The organism is Streptomyces sp. NPDC085524 (assembly GCF_044541755.1).
In the GTDB taxonomy this organism is placed as follows: Bacteria; Actinomycetota; Actinomycetes; order Streptomycetales; family Streptomycetaceae; genus Streptomyces.
Map to the genome: position 1 here is coordinate 224,078 of NZ_JBITTH010000006.1, position 20,176 is coordinate 244,253.

Here is a 20,176-nt window from a genome sequence, read left to right on the forward strand (position 1 = left end):
TGCTTGCTGGTCTGTGACGGTCGGTACCGGGCCGGTACCGACCGGTGCTAGAACGGGAGGCCGGGGATCCCGCCGCCGCCCAGACCCTGGGCGAGGGGTCCCAGCTTCTGCTGCTGGAGCGCCTGCGCATTCTCGTTGGCCGCCTGGACCGCCGCCACCACCAGGTCGGCGAGGGTCTCGGTGTCGTCCGGGTCCACGGCCTTCGGGTCGATCACCAGTGCGCGCAGCTCGCCGGAGCCGGTCACGGTCGCCTTGACGAGACCGCCGCCGGCCTGGCCCTCGACCTCGGCCTGCGCCAGCTCCTCCTGGGCCGCGGCGAGGTCCTGCTGCATCTTCTGGGCCTGCTGGAGCAGCTGCTGCATGTTGGGCTGGCCACCACCGGGAATCACAGGTAACTCACTCCATACCGTCGGGACGCTTGGTCAATCCGAGCCTACGTGCTCCCCGCGCGCCGCGCCCTACGCCGTGAGGACCAACTCTTTCGAGTGAGGGACGGGGCGCACACGTACCTGATGGAGCCCTCCTTGTGGGCGGAAATCCCGGGATTCGGCGCCCACTGCGCGCCATTCGAAGGTAGGAAGAGCATGCGCACCATTGCGCACACGCGCACCACCACACGTCAGCGCAGGCAGAGGGAGTGCCGGGTGAGCCAGCCGGAGATGCAGCCCGAGGGGCCACCCCGGGATCCCCGGGAGGAAGGCGGCGGGCCGATGGCGGCGGGCGATCTCACCGGCCGACCCTTCCCCCTGGGCGACTGGGGCGAGCCCGCGGAGCGGCTGGACGAGCTCTACCGGCGGGTCGAGGCCGACGCGCTGCGCACCGCCGAGTGGTACCTGTCGGACCGGGCGTGGAAGCGCCGTGGTGCGCGGGTGATGCGCGTCGGCGCGGCCGCAGGGGCGATCACGGGCGCCGCGATGCCGCTGCTGGAGCTGACGGGCTCGGCCCCGGGCGCGTCCTCGTACGGCTTCCTGGCGCTGCTGCTGGGCGCCGCCTGCCTGGCCTGCGACCGGTTCTTCGGCCTGACCTCGGGCTGGATGCGGGACGTCGCCACCGCGCAGGCCGTGCAGCGGCGCCTGCAGACCCTCCAGTTCGACTGGGCTTCGGAGAACGTGCGCGAGGTGCTCGGCCCGACGGAGGGCACGGCCAGCGAGGCCGCGGAGCGTTGCCTGACGGTGCTGCGGCGGTTCTCGGAGGACGTGACGGAGCTGGTGCGCTCGGAGACCGCGGAGTGGATGGTGGAGTTCAGCTCGGGCCCCGCACCGCTGGTCATGCAGTCGCTGGGCGGCGGCGGCTCGCGGCCGGACGCGTACATCCCCCCGGCCCGCTTCCCCCTCCCCCCGGGCACCCGCCCGAACATGCCCCGCCAGCGCCCCCCGGAGCAGCCCCGCTGAGGGGCCCGCGGGGGCCTGCCCTGCCCGTCCGGGGCCTCTCCAGCCCGTCCGGCGTTCGAGGACCGGGGTCCGGGGCGGAGCCCCGGGAAACGGAGAAAGGGCGGGGCGGGGAGCAGCTCCGCGCAGCGGAACCCGCACGCACCCCACCCCACCCCACACCCACACCCCGCACCCCACGGGGTCGGCCGCCCTCAGCTGAAGATGATCATCGAGCCCTGCCCGAGGCTCCGCGTGGCCGCCGCATGCAACCCCAGCCACACGTGCCGCTCCCGCGCGAAGGGACTGTCGTCGTACGGAATCGGCCCCGCCGGCTCCTCCAGCGACGTCGGCCGCCCCGGCGGCGCCGGCGGCGCCGGCGGGTTCCCCGGGTCTATCCCGATGGAGGGCGCCACGAACAGCAGCTCCCGCAGCAGCCCCTGCGCGGACCCCAGCGGCCCGCCCCCCGCGAGCAGCTCCTCATTGGCCAGCGGCGCCGCGAAGTCCACCGGGACGTACGCCCCCGCGTGGTCGTAGTGCCACACCAGGTGCGACTGCTGCGCCGTGGGCTCGAACATCTCCAGGAGCTGCTCGTAGTCCCCGCCCAGCTCGTCCACCGGGGTCACCGGCAGCCCGCAGAGCTGGAGCAGGTACGCCCGCCTCAGGAAATGCAGGGCGTCGTAGTCGAAGCCGGCCACCGGGGCCACGTCCCCGCTCAGGCCCGGCATGTACGCGAACACCGGCACGGACGGCAGTCCGGCCTCGCCCAGCGCCTTGTCGTACGAGGCGATCTCTTCCGCGAAGGGGTTGTCGGGGCTGTGGCACAGCACGTCGACAAGGGGGACCAACCACAGGTCACAGGCCACGCGGGCTCCGATCAGTCGTTGCCGCCGATCCGGCCAGAGTAATGCGCCGAACACCCTCCGCGAAGGGCTGCGGAAAACCTCGGCGAAGCAAGCCCCCGCGCAGGCCCGCCGCAGCCCCCGGCACGCGCGGACACCGCCCCGGCGCCGCCCGGGCCGGCTACAGCCTCGCGGCCCAGTCCAGCCCGTGCTGGTTGTACGCGTGCACGATGCCCCGCACCGCATCGGCGTCCGCCAGCGTCACCGCGTCCACCAGGTCGGTGTGCCCGTCCCACAGCGCGTCCCGCAGCCGCGGATCGCGCTGGAGGTGCGGTACGGCGAAGACCCAGCACTGCACCCGGATCCGGTGCAGGAAGTCGGAGATGTAGGCGTTGCCGACCAGCGCGCTCAGTTCCCGCCAGAAGCGCAGGTCGTAGCCGATCAGCACTTCGAGTGAACCGCTGCGCGCGGCCTTCTGCGCCTCCTCGGCCCGGCGGCGCACGGACACGAGCTTCTCGCCGCAGCCGGATCCGGTCCCCCGCTCGGCGAGCTGGCGGAATATCCCGTCGACGACCAGCGAGCGGGCCTCGACCATTCCGCGGAAGTCGTCCACGGAGAAGATCCGTACGCGGAAACCGCGGTGCTGGACCAGTTCGAGCAGCCCCTGCGCCGAGAGGTCTACCAGCGCCTCGCGGACCGGGGTCGCCGAGACCTCGTACTGCTCGGCGATCTGCTTGACGGTGAACTCGGTCCCCGGCGGCAGGCGTCCCGCCAGCACCTCGTCACGCAGCGCGTCCGCGATCTGCTGGCGAAGCGTGTTGCGGGTGACAGCTCCACTGCCTGGCATAAGGGTCCGTCTCCTGTAGTAGAACTCCGGACACCTTAGGCCAGACAGCGCGGCCGAAACCGATCGGTGGGCGGTCGATATGCGGATCCACCGCCCACCGGCCGCCCGCTACACGGACGTGGCCGACGTGGTGTGCCGGTCGGCGACCGTCAGCGCCTCGTCCAGGATGGCCAGGCCTTCCTTCGCCTCCGCCTCGGAGATGGTGCACGGGGGCACGACGTGGGTGCGGTTCATGTTGACGAACGGCCACAGGCCGGAGGCCTTGCAGGCCGCGGCGAATTCGGCCATGGGCGCGTTGTCCGCCCCGGCGGCGTTGTAGGGGACGAGCGGCTCGCGCGTCTTCTTGTCCCGTACGAGTTCCAGCGCCCAGAAGGTGCCGAGCCCGCGGACCTCGCCGACGGACGGGTGCCGCTCGGCGATCTCGGCGAGCGCGGGGCCGATCACGTTCTCACCGAGGTGGGCGGCGTGCTCGACGACGCCCTCCTCCTCCATCGTGTTGATGGTGGCGACGGCGGCGGCGCAGGCCAGCGGGTGGCCGGAGTACGTCAGTCCGCCCGGGTAGGGGCGGGTGGCGAAGGTCTCGGCGATGGCGCCGGAGATGGCGACGCCGCCGAGCGGCACGTAACCGCTGTTGACGCCCTTGGCGAAGGTGAGCAGGTCGGGGGTGACGTCCCAGTGCTCGGCGGCGAACCACTTGCCGGTGCGGCCGAAGCCGGCCATGACCTCGTCCAGGATGAAGACGATGCCGTGGCGGTCGCAGAGCTCGCGCACGCCGGCGAGGTAGCCGGGCGGCGGGGTCATGATGCCGGCGGTGCCGGGCACGCTCTCCAGGATGATCGCGGCGATGGTCCCCGGACCTTCGAAGGCGATCGTGTCGGCGAGGTGGGCGAGGGCGCGCTCGCACTCCTCGGCCTCGGTGGTGGCGTGGAAGGGCGAGCGGTAGAGGAACGGGCCCCAGAAGTGCACGACGCCGGCGGCGGCCGTGTCGGAGGGCCAGCGGCGCGGGTCGCCGGTGAGGTTGATCGCGGCGGCGGTGGCGCCGTGGTACGAGCGGTAGGTGGAGAGCACCTTGGCGCGGCCGGTGTGCAGACGGGCCATGCGGACGGCGTTCTCGACGGCCTCGGCACCGCCGTTGGTGAAGAAGATCTTGTCGAGGTCGCCGGGGGTCCGCTCGGCGATGAGGCGTGCGGCCTCGGAGCGGACGTCGACGGCGAAGCCGGGCGCCAGGGTGCAGAGCCGGGCGGCCTGCTCCTGGATCGCGGCGACGACCTTGGGGTGCTGGTGGCCGATGTTGGTGTTGACCAGCTGGGAGGAGAAGTCGAGGAAGCGCTTGCCGTCGTAGTCCCAGAAGTACGACCCCTCGGCCCCGGCGACGGCGAGCGGGTCGATCAGGGCCTGGGCGGACCAGGAGTGGAAGACGTGCTTCCGGTCGGCGTCCTTGACTTCGGCAAGGGTGTGCGGGGCGGCATGAGGGGTCATGTCGTCACGCTAGAAGTGCGCAGGTGGGGAGGGATATCGGCGGACTGTATGGGGGTGGGGGGCGGGTCTCGGCAGTCTGTCTGCGCCGCACCGCCGGATTCCTTGATTGACAGCATTCTGTCGATACGACAGAATGCTGTCATAAGGCAGTCGGTTGCTTCTCATACCTCTTGTCCCTCTCGCACCTCACCGGAGGCGAAGAACATGAACGAGACGACGCACGGATCCGGGCACGCTTCGCAGCAGGCGTCGGCGCACGCAGCGGCACAGGCACCGGAGCACGCAGCGGCACAGGCACCGGAGCACGCAGCGGAGCGCGATTCCGGGCGGAAGCCGGTCCGGAAGCCGGTCCACCTCGCGGTCTACGACACGTACGCGGACTGGGAGACCGGCCACACCACCGCCCACCTCACCCAGCGCGGCCACCGGATCCGCACCGTCGGCCCGGCCGCCGGGCAGCCGGTGACCACCATGGGCGGCGTGCGGGTCCTCCCCGACATGGCGCTGGCCGAGCTGCGGCCGCAGGACTCGTCGCTGCTGATCCTCACCGGCGCGGCCCTGTGGGACGAGGGCGACGAGCTGGCGCCGTTCGCGGCGAAGGCGGCGGAGTTCCTGGCCGCCGGGGTCCCGGTCGCGGCGATCTGCGGGGCCACCGCCGGGCTCGCGCGGGCGGGCGTACTGGACGGCCGGGCCCACACGAGCGCGGCCTCCTTCTACCTGGCGCCGCAGCCGGGGTACGGGGGCGCCGAGTGCTACGTCGAGGCCGACGCGGTCACGGACGGGGACCTGATCACGGCGGGCCCGACGGAGCCGGTGGCCTTCGCCCGGGAGGTCTTCGCGCGCCTGGACGTCTACAAGCCGGACGTGCTGGACGCGTGGTACCGGCTCTTCCACGACTCGGACGAGAGCGCGCACCCCGTGCTGATGGCGGCCGCGGAGTCGGGCGATGCCTGAGTCCGGGTCCCCGCGGGCCCGCCAGGACCTGCTGAGCCGCACCGCCCTCGGGGTGTTCCGGCTGAACGGCCAGTTCCTCGCCCTGTCGGAGGAGCTGGCCCGGCCGGCCGGGCTGACCGCGGCCTGGTGGCAGGTGCTGGGCGCAGTGCTGCGCGAGCCCCTCCCGGTGGCGGGCATCGCCCGCGAGATGGGCATCACCCGGCAGAGCGTCCAGCGCATCGCGGACCTGCTGGCCGCGAAGGGCCTGGCGGAGTACGCCCCGAACCCGGCCCACCGCCGGGCGAAGCTGCTCCGCCCCACGGAAGCGGGCCGCGCGGCCGTCGCCCGCATCGACCCGGGCCACGCCTCCCTGGCCACCCGCCTGGAAGCAAAACTGGGCGCAGCCGCCTTCGCGGAGACAGCCCGGGTCCTGGAACGCCTCTCGGCGGCCCTGGACGCGGTGGACCACGCCTCCACGGCAGCGGACGCGGCCGGCGGCTCCGACGTCTCCGACCCGTCCGGCCCGTCCGGCCCCTCTGGCGTGTCCGGCCCCGCTGGCCTGTCTGGCCTGTCCGACCCCGCCGGCCCCTCTGGCCCCTCTGGCCCGTCCGGCCCCTCCGGCCCCGTCGGCGGTTGAGGCGGGCGCGGGGGTCCGGTCCGGCGGCTCCAACAGGGCGCTGCCCGCGGGGGCTTGGAGCTCTCAGGTAGCCCCTGTCATACCTGAGAGCTACGCACAAACACGGCTCCCCAGCGTGACGCCGACGACGGGCCCCGATTTCTAACTTCGGATCAAGAGAAGGGCGCCGAGGGCTCTTCCGGACCGAAGGAAGACACCATGGCGGGGCGGACGACGGGAACGGCGCGAAGGACCGGCACGACGGGGAGGCCGGACACCACCGCATCGGCCGACCCCCGCATCAGCACGGCACGGCGCGGCAACGGCCGTGCGCGTCGCACCCTGCTGGCCGCGCTGGTCGCCGCGGCCGTCGCGCTCCCCGTCTCCGCCGCCGCCTCCGCCGACGTTCCCGCTCCCCCGCCCGCGGCGTTCGCCGCGGATGCCGCACCGCACAGCCGGTACGCGGCCAACCGGGCCGGTATCGCCGAGGCGGCCCGGATGGCCGAGGAGGCAGGCCGGACGGGCCGGGCCGCCAAGCTCCGCACCATGGAGGCGGCCGGGACCGCTCAGTTCCTCGCCTTCGACGGCCGCGGCAGGGGCAGGGCGGTCGAGGTGCTCGGGGAGCTGGAGACCGCGGACCGGATCGCCGTTCTGGTGCCCGGCTCCGATACGACCCTGGACACCTACCCAAGGTTCCGTGCCGGGGCTGTCGCCCTTCAGCAGCGCCTCCAGGCCGAGCATCCGCGCTCCGCCGTGGTCGCCTGGCTCGGGTACGACACCCCCGGCACGGTCAGCACGACCGTGCTGACCGCCGGCCGCGCGGACGAGGCCGCGGCCGAACTGGCCCCCTTCCTGGACCGGTTGAACCGCATGGCTGCGCCCGGGGCGCAGCTCTCGCTGCTCTGCCATTCGTACGGCTCCGTGGTCTGCGCCCGTACGCCGACCGGGCCCGCGGTCACCGACCTCGCACTGTTCGGCAGCCCGGGCACGGGAGCCGCATCGGCCGGTGAGCTGCCGACGGGCGCCCGCGTCTGGGCCGGGCGCGGTGGCGGGGACTGGATCGCCGATGTCCCGCACGTCCGGCTCGGCTCGATCGGCTTCGGCGCCGATCCCGTCGACCCCGCCTTCGGAGCGCGGCCGTTCGCCGCCGGTTCCGGCGGGCACAGCGACTACCTCAAGCCGGGCACCGAGTCCCTCGACAGCCTGGCCGCGATCGTCCTCGGCTCCGCCGGCTCCGGCTCCGGCACCTCCGCGCCCACGACCGCCCCGGAGGGCCGCCATGCGTGAGCTCCGCGCCCGCTGGGGCGTTCTGGCCGCCGGGATCGATGCGGACACCCCTGCCGACCGGGACCGGAGCGTGGATGCACTGCGGGCCGTCGCGATCCTGGGCGTGGTCCTCGGGCACTGGCTCGTCACCGCGCTGACCACCGCCGACGGCGGTCTGAGCACCACGAGTCCGCTGGCGCACATGCCGTGGCTGGCACCGGTGTCCTGGGTGTTCCAGACCCTGGCCGTCTTCTTCCTGGTCGGCGGTCACGTCGCCGCCAAGGGCTACGCCTCGGCGCGGGCCCGTGGGTGCTCGTACCGCACGTGGGTGGGGCAGCGGCTGGGGAGGCTCTTCCGGCCGGTCGCGGCCGTGCTCGTGCTGTGGGCCGTGGTGGGGGCCGGGATGCTGGTCGGCGGGGTGGAGCTGGACACCGTACGGACGCTGCTCAGGCTGGTCCTGTCGCCGCTGTGGTTCCTGCTGGTGTTCGCGGCGCTCACGGCGGCGACCCCCCTGGTGGCGCGGCTCGGCCCGGTGTGGCCGCTGGCCGTGGTGGCGGGCGTGGATGTGTGGAGGTTCGGCTTCGGCGGGCCCGAGTGGGCCGGCTGGGTGAACGTGGGGGCCGGCTGGCTCGTCCCCTACGCGCTGGGCGCCGCCTGGGCCTCGGGCTCGTTCGGCGGCCGCCGCTCGCCGGCCCTGCTCCTGGGCGCGGGGGCCGCGGCCACGGCCGCGCTGGTGCTCTGGGGCGGGTACCCGGCGTCCATGGTGGGGGTCCCCGGGGCCGCGGTGTCGAATCTGAACCCGCCGACGCTCGCCGCGGTCGCCTTCGGCCTGGCCCAGTGCGGGCTGGCGCTGCTCGTGCGCGAGCCGCTGGCACGGGCGATGCGGCGGCCCACTGCCTGGGCGAAGGTGGCCCTGGTGAACCTCTCCGCCATGACGGTCTTCCTGTGGCACCAGACCGCCATGATGGCCGTCACCTCCCTCGGGCTGCTCGTATCGGCCGATCTCCCGGGGCTGCACACGGTGCCCGGCTCCCCGGGCTGGATAGCGGTCCGCCTGCTGTGGCTGCCGGTGTTCGCCGCGGCGCTGACCCTCTGCTGGGCCGCGTTCCGCACCTACGAACAGGGTTCTCGTCCCCGCCGGCGACCGGACCGTGCCGCCCCGGCCTCCGGCACCGCCCGTGAGCGCCGCGTCCCGCTCGCCCGCTCCTCCGGCAAGGGAGTCGCCCATGTCTAGGCTGGCCGGTGTGATCAGACAGCCCGCGCCCCCGACCGACCGTTCGCATCCCGGCAGCGCCCGGGGAGGCGGCGAGGGCGGTGCCCGCGGGGACCGCTGGTCGCGCCTGCTGACGGTGGCGGCGGAACTGTCCACCCTGAGGCGGGATCCGCTTCCCCCGCTGTCCCGGCCGCGCTGGCTGGCCCGGCTGCCCCATGTGCTGGTCGTCTACCTGGCGTTGTTCTTCGGCTTCCTCACCACGGAGCAGCTCCAGGACCACTACCACGTCACGGGCGGGCCGCCGCTGGTGCTCGCGATCGGGACGGGCGTCTCCATCGTCCTCGCGCTGTTCCGCCCGATCGCGGCGTGGTGGCTCGGCCTGCTCTGCGCGGGCCTCATCGGCTGGGAGATACACGACCAGGTCGGGCAGGGGCAGTCCTGGCCCTGGATGCCGGGCGGGATGTTCGCGTTCGCCCCGCTGGTGCTGCTGGTCGCCCTCAGGGTTCCGGCCCGGGTGACCGTCGGCGTCACCCTCGTCCCGCTGGCCCTCGCCGGGCTCGCCGAGCTGTTCTTCAAGCCGGACCACAGCGCGACCACGATCCCCAGCACCGCTCTCCTCTTCGGCTTCGTCGGCCTCCTCGGCTACGCGCTGCGCGCCCTGCGGCTGGCCCGCGGCGAGCTGGTCGAGCAGGAGACCCTCACCGAGGAGGAGCGGGCCCGGCGCACCCTGCTGGAGGAGCGCAGCCGGATCGCGCGCGAGCTGCACGACGTCGTCGCGCACCACATGTCCGTCATCTCCATCCAGGCCCAGGTCGCCCCGCACCTCGTGGAGAACCCGTCCGAGGAGCTCAAGGAGAACCTGGCGGGCATACGGGAGAACGCGCTGGAGGCCCTGACGGAACTGCGCCGGGTGCTGGGCGTGCTGCGCTCGGAGCAGCCGGACGATCCGGCGAACCCGCATCATCCGCAGCCCACCCTCGCCGAGCTGGACGGCCTCGTGGACAACGTGCGGGGGGCCGGACTGGAGGTCGCCGTGGAAGTGGCCGGTGTGCGCAGGCCGTTGACGCCGGGTGTGGAACTGACCGCCTACCGCATCGTCCAGGAGGCGCTGAGCAACTGCCTGCGACACGCACCCGGTTCGCGGGTGGAGGTCGGTATCGCCTACGGGCCGCGGGATTTGCACCTGTGCGTCGCCAACTCCGCGCCGACCCGGTCGGCCCCGACCTCGCCCGGCGCGGGCCACGGGCTGCTGGGGATGCGGGAGCGGGCAGGCATGCTGGGGGGCGAACTGGCCGCCGGCCCACGTCCCGAAGGCGGGTACGAGGTGACCGCGGTGCTGCCGATGGATGCGCCGGCCCTGCCCGGCGGCTCCTCCCCCGAGACGAAGAGGAACTCATGACCACCCCGATCAAGGTGATGATCGCCGACGACCAGATGATGGTCCGGCAGGGCTTCACCGTGCTCCTCAATGCCCAGCCGGACATCGAGGTGGTCGGGCAGGCCGTGGACGGGGCCGATGCGGTGGCGAAGGTCGCCGAACTGGCACCGGACGTGGTCCTGATGGACATCCGCATGCCGGGGATGGGCGGGATCGAGGCCACATCCGTCATCACCGGCGTCCCGGGTGCCGAGGTGAAGGTGCTCGTGCTGACCACCTTCGACCTCGACGAGTACGTGTACGAGGCCCTGCGGGCCGGTGCCTCCGGATTCCTGCTCAAGGACGCGTCGGCGGACCAGCTCGCGGAGGCGGTGCGGGTGGTCGCGGCCGGGGAGGCGCTGCTCTCGCCGAACATCACGAAGCGGCTGATCACCGAGTTCTCACGGCTGGGAGCGCCGCGTGCGCCGTCGCGGGCCCGGATCGACGAGCTGACCGGCCGGGAGACGGAGGTGCTGTCGCTCGTCGCCCAGGGCCTGTCCAATGCGGAGATCGCGGCGCACCTGACCGTGGCGGAGCAGACGGTGAAGACCCATGTGGGCCGGATCCTGGTGAAGCTGGGCCTGCGGGACCGCACCCAGGCGGCGGTGTTCGCGTACGAGACGGGCCTGGTCCGTCCAGCGGGCTACTGATCTGCCCCGGGTAGTACCTGAGAGGGACGCCGGGAAATCCCCATCTGCGGCGACGCGGGCTACGGGGCCGCGGACCTACGGTTCTGCCATGACCGATACGACCACCGGGGGGACAGCCCGGACACCCGAGTTCCGACTGGCATCGGGGGTGATCGAGACCCTTCGCCAGGACCTCGTCACCGATGCCTTCGCCTACCGGCCGCTGCCGCTCCAGGAGGCGCCCGGGCGTTTCATGCGGCGCCTTCCCCGGGCGATACGCGGATACTTCCCGTGGTCGCGGTACGCGATGGTGGGGGCGCTGGCCCTCTTCGTCATCGTGTTCACGGCGGGCTCGCAGTCGAGCTACCTGGGGGATGCCGGCGAACTGCTGATGGGGATGATGGCCGCGGCCCCGGTCCTGATGACGCTGGTCCGGCCGGTGGCCGCGTGGTGGGCGGCCGTCGCGCTGACGCTGGTGTTCGCAGCGCTCGGCAGTGACCAGAGCTGGCCGTGGACCCCCGGCAGCTTCCTCGCCTACATCGCCGTGATGGTCCTCGTCACCCTGCGGACCGGGCCGCGGGTGGCGGCCTGGATGTGGACGCTGACCCTCGCCCTGGGCTTCTCCGTCTCGCTCCTCTTCAGGAACGGGTACGGGCTCGGGACGAATCTGCCCGAGATGGCGGTGACCTCGGCCTTCGCCCTGGTGATCGCCGCCAGCATCCAGATACGCCGGCATGCCAGGGCCGAGGTGAGCGCGCAGCAGGAGGTCACCGCGGTCGAGCGGGACAAGCGGACGCTGCTGGAGGAGCGGACGACGATCGCGCGGGAACTGCACGATGTGGTGGCCCACCACATGTCGGTGGTGGCGATCCAGGCGGAGGCCGCGCCGTACCGGGTGAAGAACCCGCCGCCGGAGCTGGAGGCGGCGTTCGCCACCATCCGGGAGAACGCGGTGGCGGCCCTGACCGAGCTGCGGCGGGTGCTCGGTGTGGTGCGCTCCGCGGACTACGAGGCGCCGGACGCCCCGCAGCCGACGCTGGCCTCGCTGGACGGGCTGCTGGCCAATGTGCGGGAGGCGGGGCTGAGCGTGGAGAAGACGGTGACGGGTGCGGTGCGGGAGCTGCCGCAGGGGGTGGAGCTGTCGGCGTACCGGATCATCCAGGAGGCCCTGAGCAACACGCTGCGGCACGCGCCGGGCGCGGCGGCCGGGGTGGATGTCAGCTACGTACTGGGCGGGCTGGGGATACGGATCGTCAATGAGGCGCCGACCGGGGACGTGCGGCCTTCGCCCGGGGCGGGGCACGGGATCACCGGGATGCGGGAACGGGTGGCCATGCTGGAGGGCGAGATGACGGTCGGTCCGACGGCCGCAGGAGGGTACGAGGTGGCGGTGTTCATACCCGTGCCGAACCGTCCGGTGCCGGCGGCGCCGGAGGAGGGCCCGGCATGACGATCAGAGTACTGATCGCCGACGACCAGATGATGGTCCGCGAGGGGTTCTCCGTCCTGCTCAATGCCATGGAGGGCATCGAGGTGGTCGGCGAGGCCGTCGACGGCCGGGAGGCCGTCGCGCAAGTGGCGGCGCTCCGGCCGGACGTGGTGCTGATGGACATCCGGATGCCGGAGATGAACGGGCTCGAGGCGACGCGGGAGATCGTGGCCGCGGCTGCGACTCCCGGAGCGGTGGACGCGAAGGTGCTGGTCCTGACGACCTTCGACCTCGACGAGTACGTGTACCAGGCGCTCAGGGCCGGGGCCTCCGGGTTCCTGCTCAAGGACGCGTCGGCCCGTCAGCTGGCGGACGGGGTGCGGGTCGTGGCGGCCGGGGAGGCGCTGCTGGCGCCGTCGGTGACCAAGCGGCTGATAGCGGAGTTCTCGAAGCTCTCGCAGGCGCGCCGGTTCACCGATCCGGCGGGGGTCGGGGAGCTGACGGAGCGGGAGACGGAGGTGCTGGTGCTGATCGCGCAGGGACTGTCCAATGCGGAGATAGCGGACCGGCTCGTGGTCGCCGAGTCGACGATCAAGACCCATGTGAGCCGGATCCTGGTGAAGCTGGGCCTGCGGGACCGCACCCAGGCGGCAGTGTTCGCCTACGAGACCAGGCTGGTCACCCCGTCGTAGGGTGCGGGGATGGTCTTTGATCCGTGGGACGCAGGGTTCGTCGCCGATCCTTATCCGGCGTACCGGGAGTTGCGGGAGCAGGGGCGGGCCCTGTGGTGGGAGGCCACCGGGCAGTGGCTGGTGCCGCACTACGACGACGTGAGCTCGCTGCTGCGGGACCGGCGGCTGGGGCGGACCTATCTGCACCGGTTCTCGCACGAGGAGTTCGGCCGTGAGGCCCCGCCGCCGGAACACGAGCCCTTCCACGTGCTCAACGGCAACGGGCTGCTGGACCTGGAGGATCCCGCGCACGCGCGGGTGCGCAGGCTCGTGGCGAAGGCCTTCACCCCGCGCACGGTGGAGCGGCTCGTGCCCGCCGTGCGGAGCCTCGCCGAGGGGCTGGTGCAGCAGCTGCTCGCGGACGGGGGCGGGGATCTGCTCACCGCCGTCGCCGAGCCGCTGCCGGTGGCGGTGATCGCGGAGCTGCTGGGGGTGCCGGAGGGGGACCGGGGGCTGCTGCGGCCCTGGTCCGCGGACATCTGCGGGATGTTCGAGCTCCGGCCGGACGAGGAGACGGCACGGCGCGCGGTGCGGGCGAGCGTGGAGTTCAGCTCCTACCTGCGGGGCCTGATCGCCGAACGGCGGGCGCGGCCCGGGGAGGATTTGATCTCCGGACTGATCGCCGCCCACGATGACGAGGGCCGGCTCAGCGAGCAGGAGATGATCTCCACCTGCGTGCTGCTGCTGAACGCAGGTCACGAGGCGACGGTCAACACGACCGTCAACGGGTGGTGGGCGCTGTTCCGCAATCCGGCTCAGCTGGCGGACCTCAGGCGGAATCCCGAAAAGTTGTCCACAGCTGTGGATGAACTCATGCGCTACGACACGCCCCTGCAGATGTTCGAACGCTGGGTGCTCGACGAGATCCGGATCGGGGACACGGTCGTCCCCCGCGGGGCCGAGGTCGCGCTGCTCTTCGGGTCCGCGAACCGTGATCCCGCGCGGTTCGCCGACCCCGATGTCCTGGACCTCGATCGGGCCGACAATCCGCACCTGAGTTTCGGGGCAGGCATCCACTACTGCCTGGGGGCGCCGCTCGCGCGCCGGGAGCTGGAGGCCTCGTTCGGGGCGCTGCTGGCGGACGGGGTCCCGCCGCTGCGGCTCGTCGAGGAGCCTCGGTGGCGGGACGGCTACGTCATCCGGGGGCTGGAGCGGCTGCTGGTCGAGTTCTGACCACGGGAGGGGACGGCTCAGGCCGGGAGGTCGCGGCGGCGCAGGGCCGCGAGGCCGACGGCCGTCAGGGCGACCGCCAGGGCCGTCAGGGTCAGCAGCGGGGCCCAGGCCGGGGACTGTGCGCCCGGGAGCTTCGGCAGGTGGGCGAAGGGCGAGAGGTCCAGGACGGACTGCGGGAGGTTCAGCGCGGGACCGATCCAGCCGAGGGCGAGCGCGGTCCCGGCGACCGCCCAGGCGGCCGCGGCGTACTGGGGGGCCGCGCCGTACAGCAGCGCGGCGAGGGCTCCGATCACCCAGACCGCCGGGAGCTGCGCGAGGGTGGCGCCGATCGTGCCCGGCAGGTCCTGCCCGTGCCCGATGCCCAGGCCGAGCCCCGCCAGCAGCAGGATCAGCGCCGACCCGCCGAAGGCCACGGCCAGGTGGCCGCCGGCCCAGCGGAGCCTGCCGACCGCGTTCGCCAGCAGCGGTTCGGCGCGCTGCCCCGACTCCTCGCCGCTCAGGCGCAGCACCGAGGCGACGATGTACAGGGCGGCGACCATCCCGAACATCCCGGCCATCGTGGCGAGGAAGGCGTCGGTGAGCCCGCTCTGCCCGCCCATCCGCTCGATGATCTCCCGGGTCTTCTCGTTGCCGCCGACCAGGTCGGCCGCGCCGTCCGCCATCCCGCCGAAGACGATCCCGGCGATCAGGAAGCCCGCGCTCCAGCCGATGACGCCGCCCCGCTGGAGCCGCCAGGCCAGCGCGCCCGCCGTGCCCAGCCGCCCCTCGGCGGGCCCGGGCCGGGCGGGGAGGAAGCTCATGCCCAGGTCACGCCGTCCGGCGAGGGCGTAGCCCGCGCCCGCCTGCACGACGACGGCGGCGGCGAGCAGGGCGAGCACCCACCAGCGGGTCGCGGCGAAGGCCCGTACGTTCTCCACCCAGCCGAGCGGCGAGAGCCAGGTCAGCGGTGAGGTCCCGCCCGCCGTGCCCGCATCTCCCGCCGCTTTCAGCACGAAGGCGGCGCCCAGCACGGCGGCCGTGAGCCCCTTCGCGGCGCGGGCGCTCTCGGTCAGCTGGGCGGCGATGGCCGCCGTGCCCGCGAAGAGCATGCCGGTGCCCGCGAGGGCCGCCCCGAGGGCGAGCGCGCCGCGCGCGCCCTGCCCGGCGAGGGCGAGCGTGACGAGCAGGGCCACGCAGGTGTTGGCGACGAACGCGGCGAGCAGGGCCGCGGTCAGCGGCGCCCGCCTCCCCACCATGGCTGCGGAGAGCAGCTCCTGACGGCCCGTCTCCTCTTCCTCGCGGGTGTGCCGGATGACGATGACCAGGCTCATGGCGGCCGCGAGGACCGCCCCGTAGACACCGGCGCGCCAGGCGGTCAGGCCGCCGAGGGAGTCGCTGAAGACGGGCCCGTACATGGCGCGCATCGAGCTGTTGGCGTTCATCGAGGCGGCGGCCGCGGCGCGTTCGGCGGCAGTGGCGTACACGCTCCCCAGTGCGCCCGGCATGCTCGCCACCAGCAGGGTGGTGCCCAGGACCCAGACCGGCATCATCACGCGGTCGCGGCGCAGGGCCAGCCTCAGCAGGGCTCCGGTGCCCGCCAGCCGGCCGTTCTTCGTCGCGGCGTTCATCGCGCCGCCTCTTCCGCGCTCTCGGTGTAATGGCGCAGGAAGAGCTCCTCGAGGGTGGGCGGTGTAGAGGTCAGCGACCGCACCCCGGAGGCGGTGAGGGACCGCAGTACGGCGTCCAGCTTGTCGGTGTCGGCCTGGAGGCGGACCTTCAGCCCCTGCACCTCGACGTCGTGGACGCCCGGCAGGTGCGCGAGGCCGTTGGGCGGGCCGGCGAGCTCGGCGCTGATGGACGTACGGGTGAGGTGGCGCAGTTCGGCGAGGGTGCCGGTCTCCACCGTGCGGCCCTTGCGGATGATGCTGACCCGGTCGCAGAGGGCTTCGACCTCGCTGAGGAGGTGCGAGCTGAGCAGGATCGTGCGCCCGGCGGCGCGCGCCTCGGCGACGCAGCTCTGGAAGACCTCCTCCATGAGCGGGTCGAGGCCGGAGGTGGGCTCGTCGAGGATGAGCAGTTCGGCGTCCGAGGCGAAGGCGGCGACGAGGGCGACCTTCTGCCGGTTGCCCTTGGAGTACGTGCGCCCCTTCTTCGTGGGGTCGAGCTCGAAGCGCTCCGTGAGCTCGGCCCTGCGGGCCCGGTCGAGGCCGCCGCGGAGGCGTCCGTACAGGTCGATGACCTCGCCGCCGGAGAGGTTGCGCCACAGGGTGACGTCGCCGGGGACGTAGGCGATGCGTCGGTGGAGGGGGACGGCATCGGCCCAGGGGTCCCCGCCGAGGAGTTCGGCGGTGCCGGAGTCGGCGCGCAGCAGGCCCAGCAGGACCCTGATGGTGGTGGACTTGCCGGCTCCGTTGGGGCCGAGGAAGCCGTGGACCTCGCCGGTGGTGACCGCGAGGTCGAGTCCGTCCAGTGCGTGGGTGCGGCCGAACGCTTTGCGGAGTCCGGCGACCCTGATGGCCTTCGTCATGCTTCCGAACGTACGCGACTTTCACAAATTTGTGAACTTAAGGAATCGTATAAAGTTTGGAGGGTGGCGGAAGAGATGGCAGTACCGACGGCACGGGACGAGGAAGCGGTCTCCCGCTTCGTGGAACGGTTCGCCGCACAGCTGACCGACGCGGGGATGCAGCGGATGGCGGCGCGCGTCTTCGCGCAGCTGCTGGCGAGCGACAGCGGCGCGATGACCTCGGCCGAGCTGGGCGAGGCGCTGCGCATCAGCCCGGCCGCGGTGTCGGGGGCCGTGTCCTATCTGACCCAGGTCAGCATGGTCAGCCGCGAGCGCGAGCCGGGCTCCCGGCGGGACCGGTACGTGCTGCACGACGAGCTCTGGTACGAGACCTTCACCCGGCGCGACCAGGTCCTGACCCTGTGGGAGAAGACCTTGCGCGACGGGGCGGCGAGCCTGGGCGCCGACTCCCCGGCGGGGGCGCGGGTCGCGGAGACGGCGGAGTTCTTCGAGTTCATGCAGAAGGAACTCCTCGGCCTGATGGACCGCTGGCGCACCCACCGCGCCACCCTGAACCTGGGCGCCTGACCCCGGGGCCCCGAGAAGACGCCCCGGGGCCCCGAACAGCCCACCGGGGCGCCCCCGACCGGCCTCCCCCCGGGCCCCGAGCAGGCCCGGCGAGCCCGACGGTCACCCCTGCCGCGGCACCGTCAGCCTCCACGCACCCGGCCGCAGGGTCCAGGTGCGCCGCCTGACCGGGCCGGTGACCGCCTGGTCCGCCCGGTAGCGGAAGTCCGCCCCCGACACCGTCACCGACCGCACCCGGGCCACCCGCGGCCCGCCCGTACCGCCCGGCCCGGAGCCCGAGCCGGCCCGGACCACCACCTCCGCCAGACCCTCCCGCGCCGCCACCGACACGTCGAGCACCGGCTCGTCCAGGTCCGCCAGCAGCACCCCGTCCGCCTCCACCCGCAGCCCGCCGCCCGCGGGCGGGCGCACCAGGGTGCGGACGAGCGAGCGGTACGCGTTCCACACCGACGGCGCCGCCGGGCGGGCCCCCGACCGCTCGGGCGAGGCGATCCGCAGGTCTCCCAGCACCACCCCGTCGCTGTCGTCGACCAGCAGGTCACGGACCCGGACCACACCGTCCAGGACCGCCCGCGCCGCAGCAACGGCCGAAAGCGGCACGCCGAGCGACTTCGCCAGCACCAGGGACCCCACGGGCCCCACCGGGATCAGGGAAACCGCCCCGCCCGCCAGCGCCCGCTCCCGGTGCAGCAGCCCGACGGCACGCACCAGCGCCCGGTCGTCGCCCACGATCACCGGCTGCCTTTGACCCCGGCGGGCAAGGGCCCGCGCGAACTCCTCCCTGGAGTCGGGAAGGCAGATCTTCGCCGCCGCGCCCGCTGACAACACATCCTTCGCGATCCGCACGGACTCGCCGTCAAGACGGCGGGCGACCGGGTCGACGAGCACGAGCAGGCCGCCTACCGGCGCGCCCGCGTGGCTCATGGTGGGCTCTGGAGCCGACACCTCGGTCCTTCCTCGGGTAGCATCTTTGTGCAAGAGGCCCTTGCGCTATTGCGCCAGGGCCTTCGTCTATTCCGGGGTACCGGTCCGACGGCTCAGCCTGCGGTGTACATCGTCGTACGCCCCCTGACCTTGGACATGCCCCATCCGGAAGAGGTGTACGCCTGTGCCCGCTCTTGTGCTGCTCGGAGCTCAGTGGGGTGACGAGGGCAAGGGAAAGGCCACCGACCTGCTCGGTGGATCCGTTGACTATGTAGTGCGCTACCAGGGTGGCAACAACGCCGGCCACACGGTCGTCGTGGGCGACCAGAAGTACGCGCTGCACCTTCTCCCTTCCGGCATCCTCTCCCCCGGATGCACCCCTGTCATCGGTAACGGCGTCGTCGTCGACCCGGCCGTCCTGCTCTCCGAGCTGCGCGGCCTGAACGAGCGCGGCATCGACACCTCCAAGCTGCTCATCAGCGGCAACGCGCACCTGATCACGCCGTACAACGTCACCCTCGACAAGGTCGGCGAGCGCTTCCTCGGCAAGCGCAAGATCGGTACGACCGGCCGCGGCATCGGCCCGACGTACGCGGACAAGATCAACCGCGTCGGCATCCGCGTCCAGGACCTCTACGACGAGTCGATCCTCACCCAGAAGGTCGAAGCGGCGCTGGAGGGCAAGAACCAGCTCCTCGCGAAGCTCTACAACCGTCGCGCCATCGAGGCCGGCGCGATCGTGGAGGAGATGCTCCAGTACGCGGACCAGATCAAGGGCTATGTCGCCGACACCACCCTGATCCTCAACAACGCGCTGGACGAGGACAAGGTCGTGCTCTTCGAGGGCGGCCAGGGCACCCTGCTCGACGTCGACCACGGCACGTACCCCTTCGTCACCTCGTCGAACCCGACCGCGGGCGGCGCCTGCACCGGTACCGGTGTCGGCCCGACGAAGATCAGCCGCGTCATCGGCATCCTGAAGGCCTACACGACCCGCGTCGGCGCCGGCCCGTTCCCGACCGAGCTGTTCGACCAGGACGGCGAGGACCTGCGCCGCATCGGTGGCGAGCGTGGCGTGACCACCGGCCGCGACCGCCGCTGCGGCTGGTTCGACGCCCCGATCGCGCGCTACGCGACCCGCGTCAACGGCCTGACGGACTTCTTCCTCACCAAGCTGGACGTGCTGACCGGCTGGGAGGAGATCCCGGTCTGCGTCGCGTACGAGATCGACGGCAAGCGCGTCGAGGAGCTCCCGTACTCGCAGACGGACTTCCACCACGCGAAGCCGATCTACGAAAACCTCCCCGGCTGGTCCGAGGACATCACCAAGGCCAAGACCTTCTCCGACCTGCCGAAGAACGCGCAGGCGTACGTGAAGGCCCTGGAGGAGATGTCGGGCGCCCCGATCTCCGCGATCGGCGTCGGCCCGGGCCGCACCGAGACGATCGAGATCAACTCGTTCCTCTAGGCAGCACCCCGTGACGGGGGCGGGCCGCGCACATCGCGCGCCCGCCCCCGTCGGCGTTCGCGGAGACCGTCGGAAATCATTTCCGGATCGCTGTCACATCGGTGCGCCCGCATACGTCAGTGCTGTGTGGACGCCAGACCGGCGGCCAGAAGGAGAGCAGCAGCCATGACGAAGACCCACATCTCGCGGATGCCGAACCCGGGCGAGTTCGTCCCCGAGCTCGCCGACATCAGCGCCGCCCTGTTCCGGGCGACGGGCAACCGCTCCGTGCCGCGCACCACGATGAGCCTCGTCCACCTGCGCGCCGGGCAGATCGTCGGCAACACCTACCTGACCGTCCTGAACACCGCCTTCCTGCGCAAGGCCGGGGAGTCCGAGGAGCGCATCACCGCCGTCTCCTCCTGGCAGGACGCCCCCTACTTCGACGACGCCGAGCGCGCCGCGCTCGCCCTGGTCGAAGCCACCCTCCAGCCCGCCCCGCACGGCAAGGAGCGCGTCTCCGACGAGCTGTACGCCGAGGTGGCGAAGCACTACGACCAGAAGGCGCTGGCCACCCTCACCATCGCGATCGGCCAGATCAACTTCTTCATCGCCCTGGCGGTCATCGGCAAGCCGCAGCCGGTCTCCTCGCTGGCCGACGAGCAGTGGGACTGAGTTCGGGTCCGGGTCGGGGGGACCGCCGGCGGCTTCACGCTCATGGCGGGCGACGCCGCAGGGGCGGCACGCGTGTGCGTGCCGCCCCTGCGGGTCGTGAAGGTCCTGCCGGGTG

Annotated in this window: 20 protein-coding genes; 13 read left to right on the plus strand and 7 right to left on the minus strand. The window is 72.7% G+C overall.

The features are described from left to right. Positions 1-47 precede the first annotated feature (47 nt). The gene (locus tag ACIGFK_RS11455) at positions 48-389 is read right to left on the minus strand and encodes a YbaB/EbfC family nucleoid-associated protein (protein WP_376656600.1); all 342 of its coding nucleotides are present in this window, start codon (positions 387-389) and stop codon (positions 48-50) included. Positions 390-644: 255 nt separating this feature from the next. On the opposite strand from ACIGFK_RS11455, the gene ACIGFK_RS11460 reads away from it, so the two are divergent. After that, the gene (locus ACIGFK_RS11460; RefSeq protein WP_376656599.1) at positions 645-1,391 is read left to right on the plus strand and encodes an SLATT domain-containing protein; all 747 of its coding nucleotides are present in this window, start codon (positions 645-647) and stop codon (positions 1,389-1,391) included. 191 nt (positions 1,392-1,582) lie between these two features. Here the strand turns inward: ACIGFK_RS11460 and ACIGFK_RS11465 are convergent, their stop codons facing one another. The 3 genes from ACIGFK_RS11465 to ACIGFK_RS11475 form a co-directional block, all read right to left on the minus strand. Next, positions 1,583-2,233, minus strand: coding sequence for a hypothetical protein (locus ACIGFK_RS11465; RefSeq protein WP_376656598.1), 651 nt, complete (start codon positions 2,231-2,233; stop codon positions 1,583-1,585). A 157-nt stretch (positions 2,234-2,390) separates the two neighbouring features. After that, positions 2,391-3,056 carry a GntR family transcriptional regulator gene (locus tag ACIGFK_RS11470; protein WP_376656597.1) on the minus strand — a complete coding sequence of 222 codons (666 nt, stop codon included), beginning with the start codon at positions 3,054-3,056 and terminating at the stop codon, positions 2,391-2,393. Between the two features lie 108 nt (positions 3,057-3,164). Next, complete coding sequence (locus ACIGFK_RS11475; RefSeq protein ID WP_386464570.1) at positions 3,165-4,535, minus strand: aspartate aminotransferase family protein; 1,371 nt, start codon at positions 4,533-4,535, stop codon at positions 3,165-3,167. 204 nt (positions 4,536-4,739) lie between these two features. Here ACIGFK_RS11475 and ACIGFK_RS11480 point away from each other — a divergent pair, with 204 nt between their 5' ends. The 9 genes from ACIGFK_RS11480 (at position 4,740) to ACIGFK_RS11520 (ending at position 13,942) form a co-directional block, all read left to right on the plus strand. Continuing rightward, positions 4,740-5,489, plus strand: coding sequence for a DJ-1/PfpI family protein (locus ACIGFK_RS11480; protein ID WP_400051345.1), 750 nt, complete (start codon positions 4,740-4,742; stop codon positions 5,487-5,489). Further along, positions 5,482-6,105, plus strand: coding sequence for a MarR family winged helix-turn-helix transcriptional regulator (locus ACIGFK_RS11485; protein WP_400051346.1), 624 nt, complete (start codon positions 5,482-5,484; stop codon positions 6,103-6,105). The genes ACIGFK_RS11480 and ACIGFK_RS11485 overlap by 8 nt, the downstream gene beginning before the upstream one ends. A 198-nt stretch (positions 6,106-6,303) precedes the next feature. Further along, positions 6,304-7,371: an alpha/beta hydrolase gene (locus ACIGFK_RS11490; RefSeq protein ID WP_376656593.1), complete on the plus strand. Its 1,068-nt coding sequence runs from the start codon at positions 6,304-6,306 to the stop codon at positions 7,369-7,371. Continuing rightward, the gene (locus ACIGFK_RS11495; RefSeq protein WP_376656592.1) at positions 7,364-8,584 is read left to right on the plus strand and encodes an acyltransferase; all 1,221 of its coding nucleotides are present in this window, start codon (positions 7,364-7,366) and stop codon (positions 8,582-8,584) included. Before ACIGFK_RS11490 ends, ACIGFK_RS11495 begins: the two co-directional genes overlap by 8 nt. Before the next feature lie 10 nt (positions 8,585-8,594). After that, positions 8,595-9,962: a sensor histidine kinase gene (locus tag ACIGFK_RS11500; RefSeq protein WP_400051348.1), complete on the plus strand. Its 1,368-nt coding sequence runs from the start codon at positions 8,595-8,597 to the stop codon at positions 9,960-9,962. After that, positions 9,959-10,630 (plus strand): response regulator, encoded by a 672-nt coding sequence (locus ACIGFK_RS11505; protein ID WP_376656590.1) that lies wholly within the window; start codon positions 9,959-9,961, stop codon positions 10,628-10,630. The genes ACIGFK_RS11500 and ACIGFK_RS11505 overlap by 4 nt, the downstream gene beginning before the upstream one ends. A gap of 88 nt (positions 10,631-10,718) precedes the next feature. Further along, on the plus strand, positions 10,719-12,059 hold the full coding sequence (locus ACIGFK_RS11510; protein WP_400051350.1) for a sensor histidine kinase: 1,341 nt from the start codon (positions 10,719-10,721) through the stop codon (positions 12,057-12,059). Then, a complete protein-coding gene (locus ACIGFK_RS11515) occupies positions 12,056-12,730 on the plus strand; it encodes a response regulator (protein ID WP_376656588.1) in 675 nt (224 codons plus the stop codon). Before ACIGFK_RS11510 ends, ACIGFK_RS11515 begins: the two co-directional genes overlap by 4 nt. Before the next feature lie 9 nt (positions 12,731-12,739). After that, a complete protein-coding gene (locus ACIGFK_RS11520; protein ID WP_376656587.1) occupies positions 12,740-13,942 on the plus strand; it encodes a cytochrome P450 in 1,203 nt (400 codons plus the stop codon). A 17-nt stretch (positions 13,943-13,959) separates the two neighbouring features. Here the strand turns inward: ACIGFK_RS11520 and ACIGFK_RS11525 are convergent, their stop codons facing one another. Further along, positions 13,960-15,549: an ABC transporter permease gene (locus ACIGFK_RS11525; RefSeq protein WP_400051352.1), complete on the minus strand. Its 1,590-nt coding sequence runs from the start codon at positions 15,547-15,549 to the stop codon at positions 13,960-13,962. Next, entirely contained in the window at positions 15,546-16,448 is a 903-nt protein-coding gene (locus ACIGFK_RS11530) for an ATP-binding cassette domain-containing protein (RefSeq protein WP_376656585.1), read from the minus strand. The genes ACIGFK_RS11525 and ACIGFK_RS11530 overlap by 4 nt, the downstream gene beginning before the upstream one ends. A 75-nt stretch (positions 16,449-16,523) precedes the next feature. On the opposite strand from ACIGFK_RS11530, the gene ACIGFK_RS11535 reads away from it, so the two are divergent. Further along, positions 16,524-17,015, plus strand: a complete 492-nt coding sequence (locus ACIGFK_RS11535; RefSeq protein WP_376656584.1) for a GbsR/MarR family transcriptional regulator — start codon at positions 16,524-16,526, stop codon at positions 17,013-17,015. Positions 17,016-17,117: 102 nt separating this feature from the next. Here ACIGFK_RS11535 and ACIGFK_RS11540 read toward each other — a convergent pair whose 3' ends face one another. Beyond that, the gene (locus tag ACIGFK_RS11540) at positions 17,118-17,939 is read right to left on the minus strand and encodes a diacylglycerol kinase (protein ID WP_376656617.1); all 822 of its coding nucleotides are present in this window, start codon (positions 17,937-17,939) and stop codon (positions 17,118-17,120) included. Positions 17,940-18,123: 184 nt separating this feature from the next. Here ACIGFK_RS11540 and ACIGFK_RS11545 point away from each other — a divergent pair, with 184 nt between their 5' ends. Together ACIGFK_RS11545 and ACIGFK_RS11550 are read left to right on the plus strand one after the other, a co-directional pair. Beyond that, positions 18,124-19,407, plus strand: coding sequence for an adenylosuccinate synthase (locus ACIGFK_RS11545; RefSeq protein ID WP_376656583.1), 1,284 nt, complete (start codon positions 18,124-18,126; stop codon positions 19,405-19,407). 165 nt (positions 19,408-19,572) lie between these two features. After that, positions 19,573-20,061 carry a carboxymuconolactone decarboxylase family protein gene (locus ACIGFK_RS11550; RefSeq protein ID WP_376656582.1) on the plus strand — a complete coding sequence of 163 codons (489 nt, stop codon included), beginning with the start codon at positions 19,573-19,575 and terminating at the stop codon, positions 20,059-20,061. Positions 20,062-20,176: the final 115 nt, after the last annotated feature.

Bases quoted from the DNA above. Each gene is read 5' to 3' on its own strand.
- ACIGFK_RS11470 (WP_376656597.1), bottom strand. From the start codon at position 3,056: ATGCCAGGCAGTGGAGCTGTCACCCGCAACACGCTTCGCCAGCAGATC.
- ACIGFK_RS11475 (WP_386464570.1), bottom strand. From the start codon at position 4,535: ATGACCCCTCATGCCGCCCCGCACACCCTTGCCGAAGTCAAGGACGCC.
- ACIGFK_RS11480 (WP_400051345.1), top strand. From the start codon at position 4,740: ATGAACGAGACGACGCACGGATCCGGGCACGCTTCGCAGCAGGCGTCG.
- ACIGFK_RS11485 (WP_400051346.1), top strand. From the start codon at position 5,482: ATGCCTGAGTCCGGGTCCCCGCGGGCCCGCCAGGACCTGCTGAGCCGC.
- ACIGFK_RS11490 (WP_376656593.1), top strand. From the start codon at position 6,304: ATGGCGGGGCGGACGACGGGAACGGCGCGAAGGACCGGCACGACGGGG.
- ACIGFK_RS11495 (WP_376656592.1), top strand. From the start codon at position 7,364: ATGCGTGAGCTCCGCGCCCGCTGGGGCGTTCTGGCCGCCGGGATCGAT.
- ACIGFK_RS11505 (WP_376656590.1), top strand. From the start codon at position 9,959: ATGACCACCCCGATCAAGGTGATGATCGCCGACGACCAGATGATGGTC.
- ACIGFK_RS11510 (WP_400051350.1), top strand. From the start codon at position 10,719: ATGACCGATACGACCACCGGGGGGACAGCCCGGACACCCGAGTTCCGA.
- ACIGFK_RS11515 (WP_376656588.1), top strand. From the start codon at position 12,056: ATGACGATCAGAGTACTGATCGCCGACGACCAGATGATGGTCCGCGAG.
- ACIGFK_RS11520 (WP_376656587.1), top strand. From the start codon at position 12,740: ATGGTCTTTGATCCGTGGGACGCAGGGTTCGTCGCCGATCCTTATCCG.
- ACIGFK_RS11525 (WP_400051352.1), bottom strand. From the start codon at position 15,549: ATGAACGCCGCGACGAAGAACGGCCGGCTGGCGGGCACCGGAGCCCTG.
- ACIGFK_RS11530 (WP_376656585.1), bottom strand. From the start codon at position 16,448: ATGACGAAGGCCATCAGGGTCGCCGGACTCCGCAAAGCGTTCGGCCGC.
- ACIGFK_RS11535 (WP_376656584.1), top strand. From the start codon at position 16,524: ATGGCAGTACCGACGGCACGGGACGAGGAAGCGGTCTCCCGCTTCGTG.
- ACIGFK_RS11540 (WP_376656617.1), bottom strand. From the start codon at position 17,939: ATGAGCCACGCGGGCGCGCCGGTAGGCGGCCTGCTCGTGCTCGTCGAC.
- ACIGFK_RS11550 (WP_376656582.1), top strand. From the start codon at position 19,573: ATGACGAAGACCCACATCTCGCGGATGCCGAACCCGGGCGAGTTCGTC.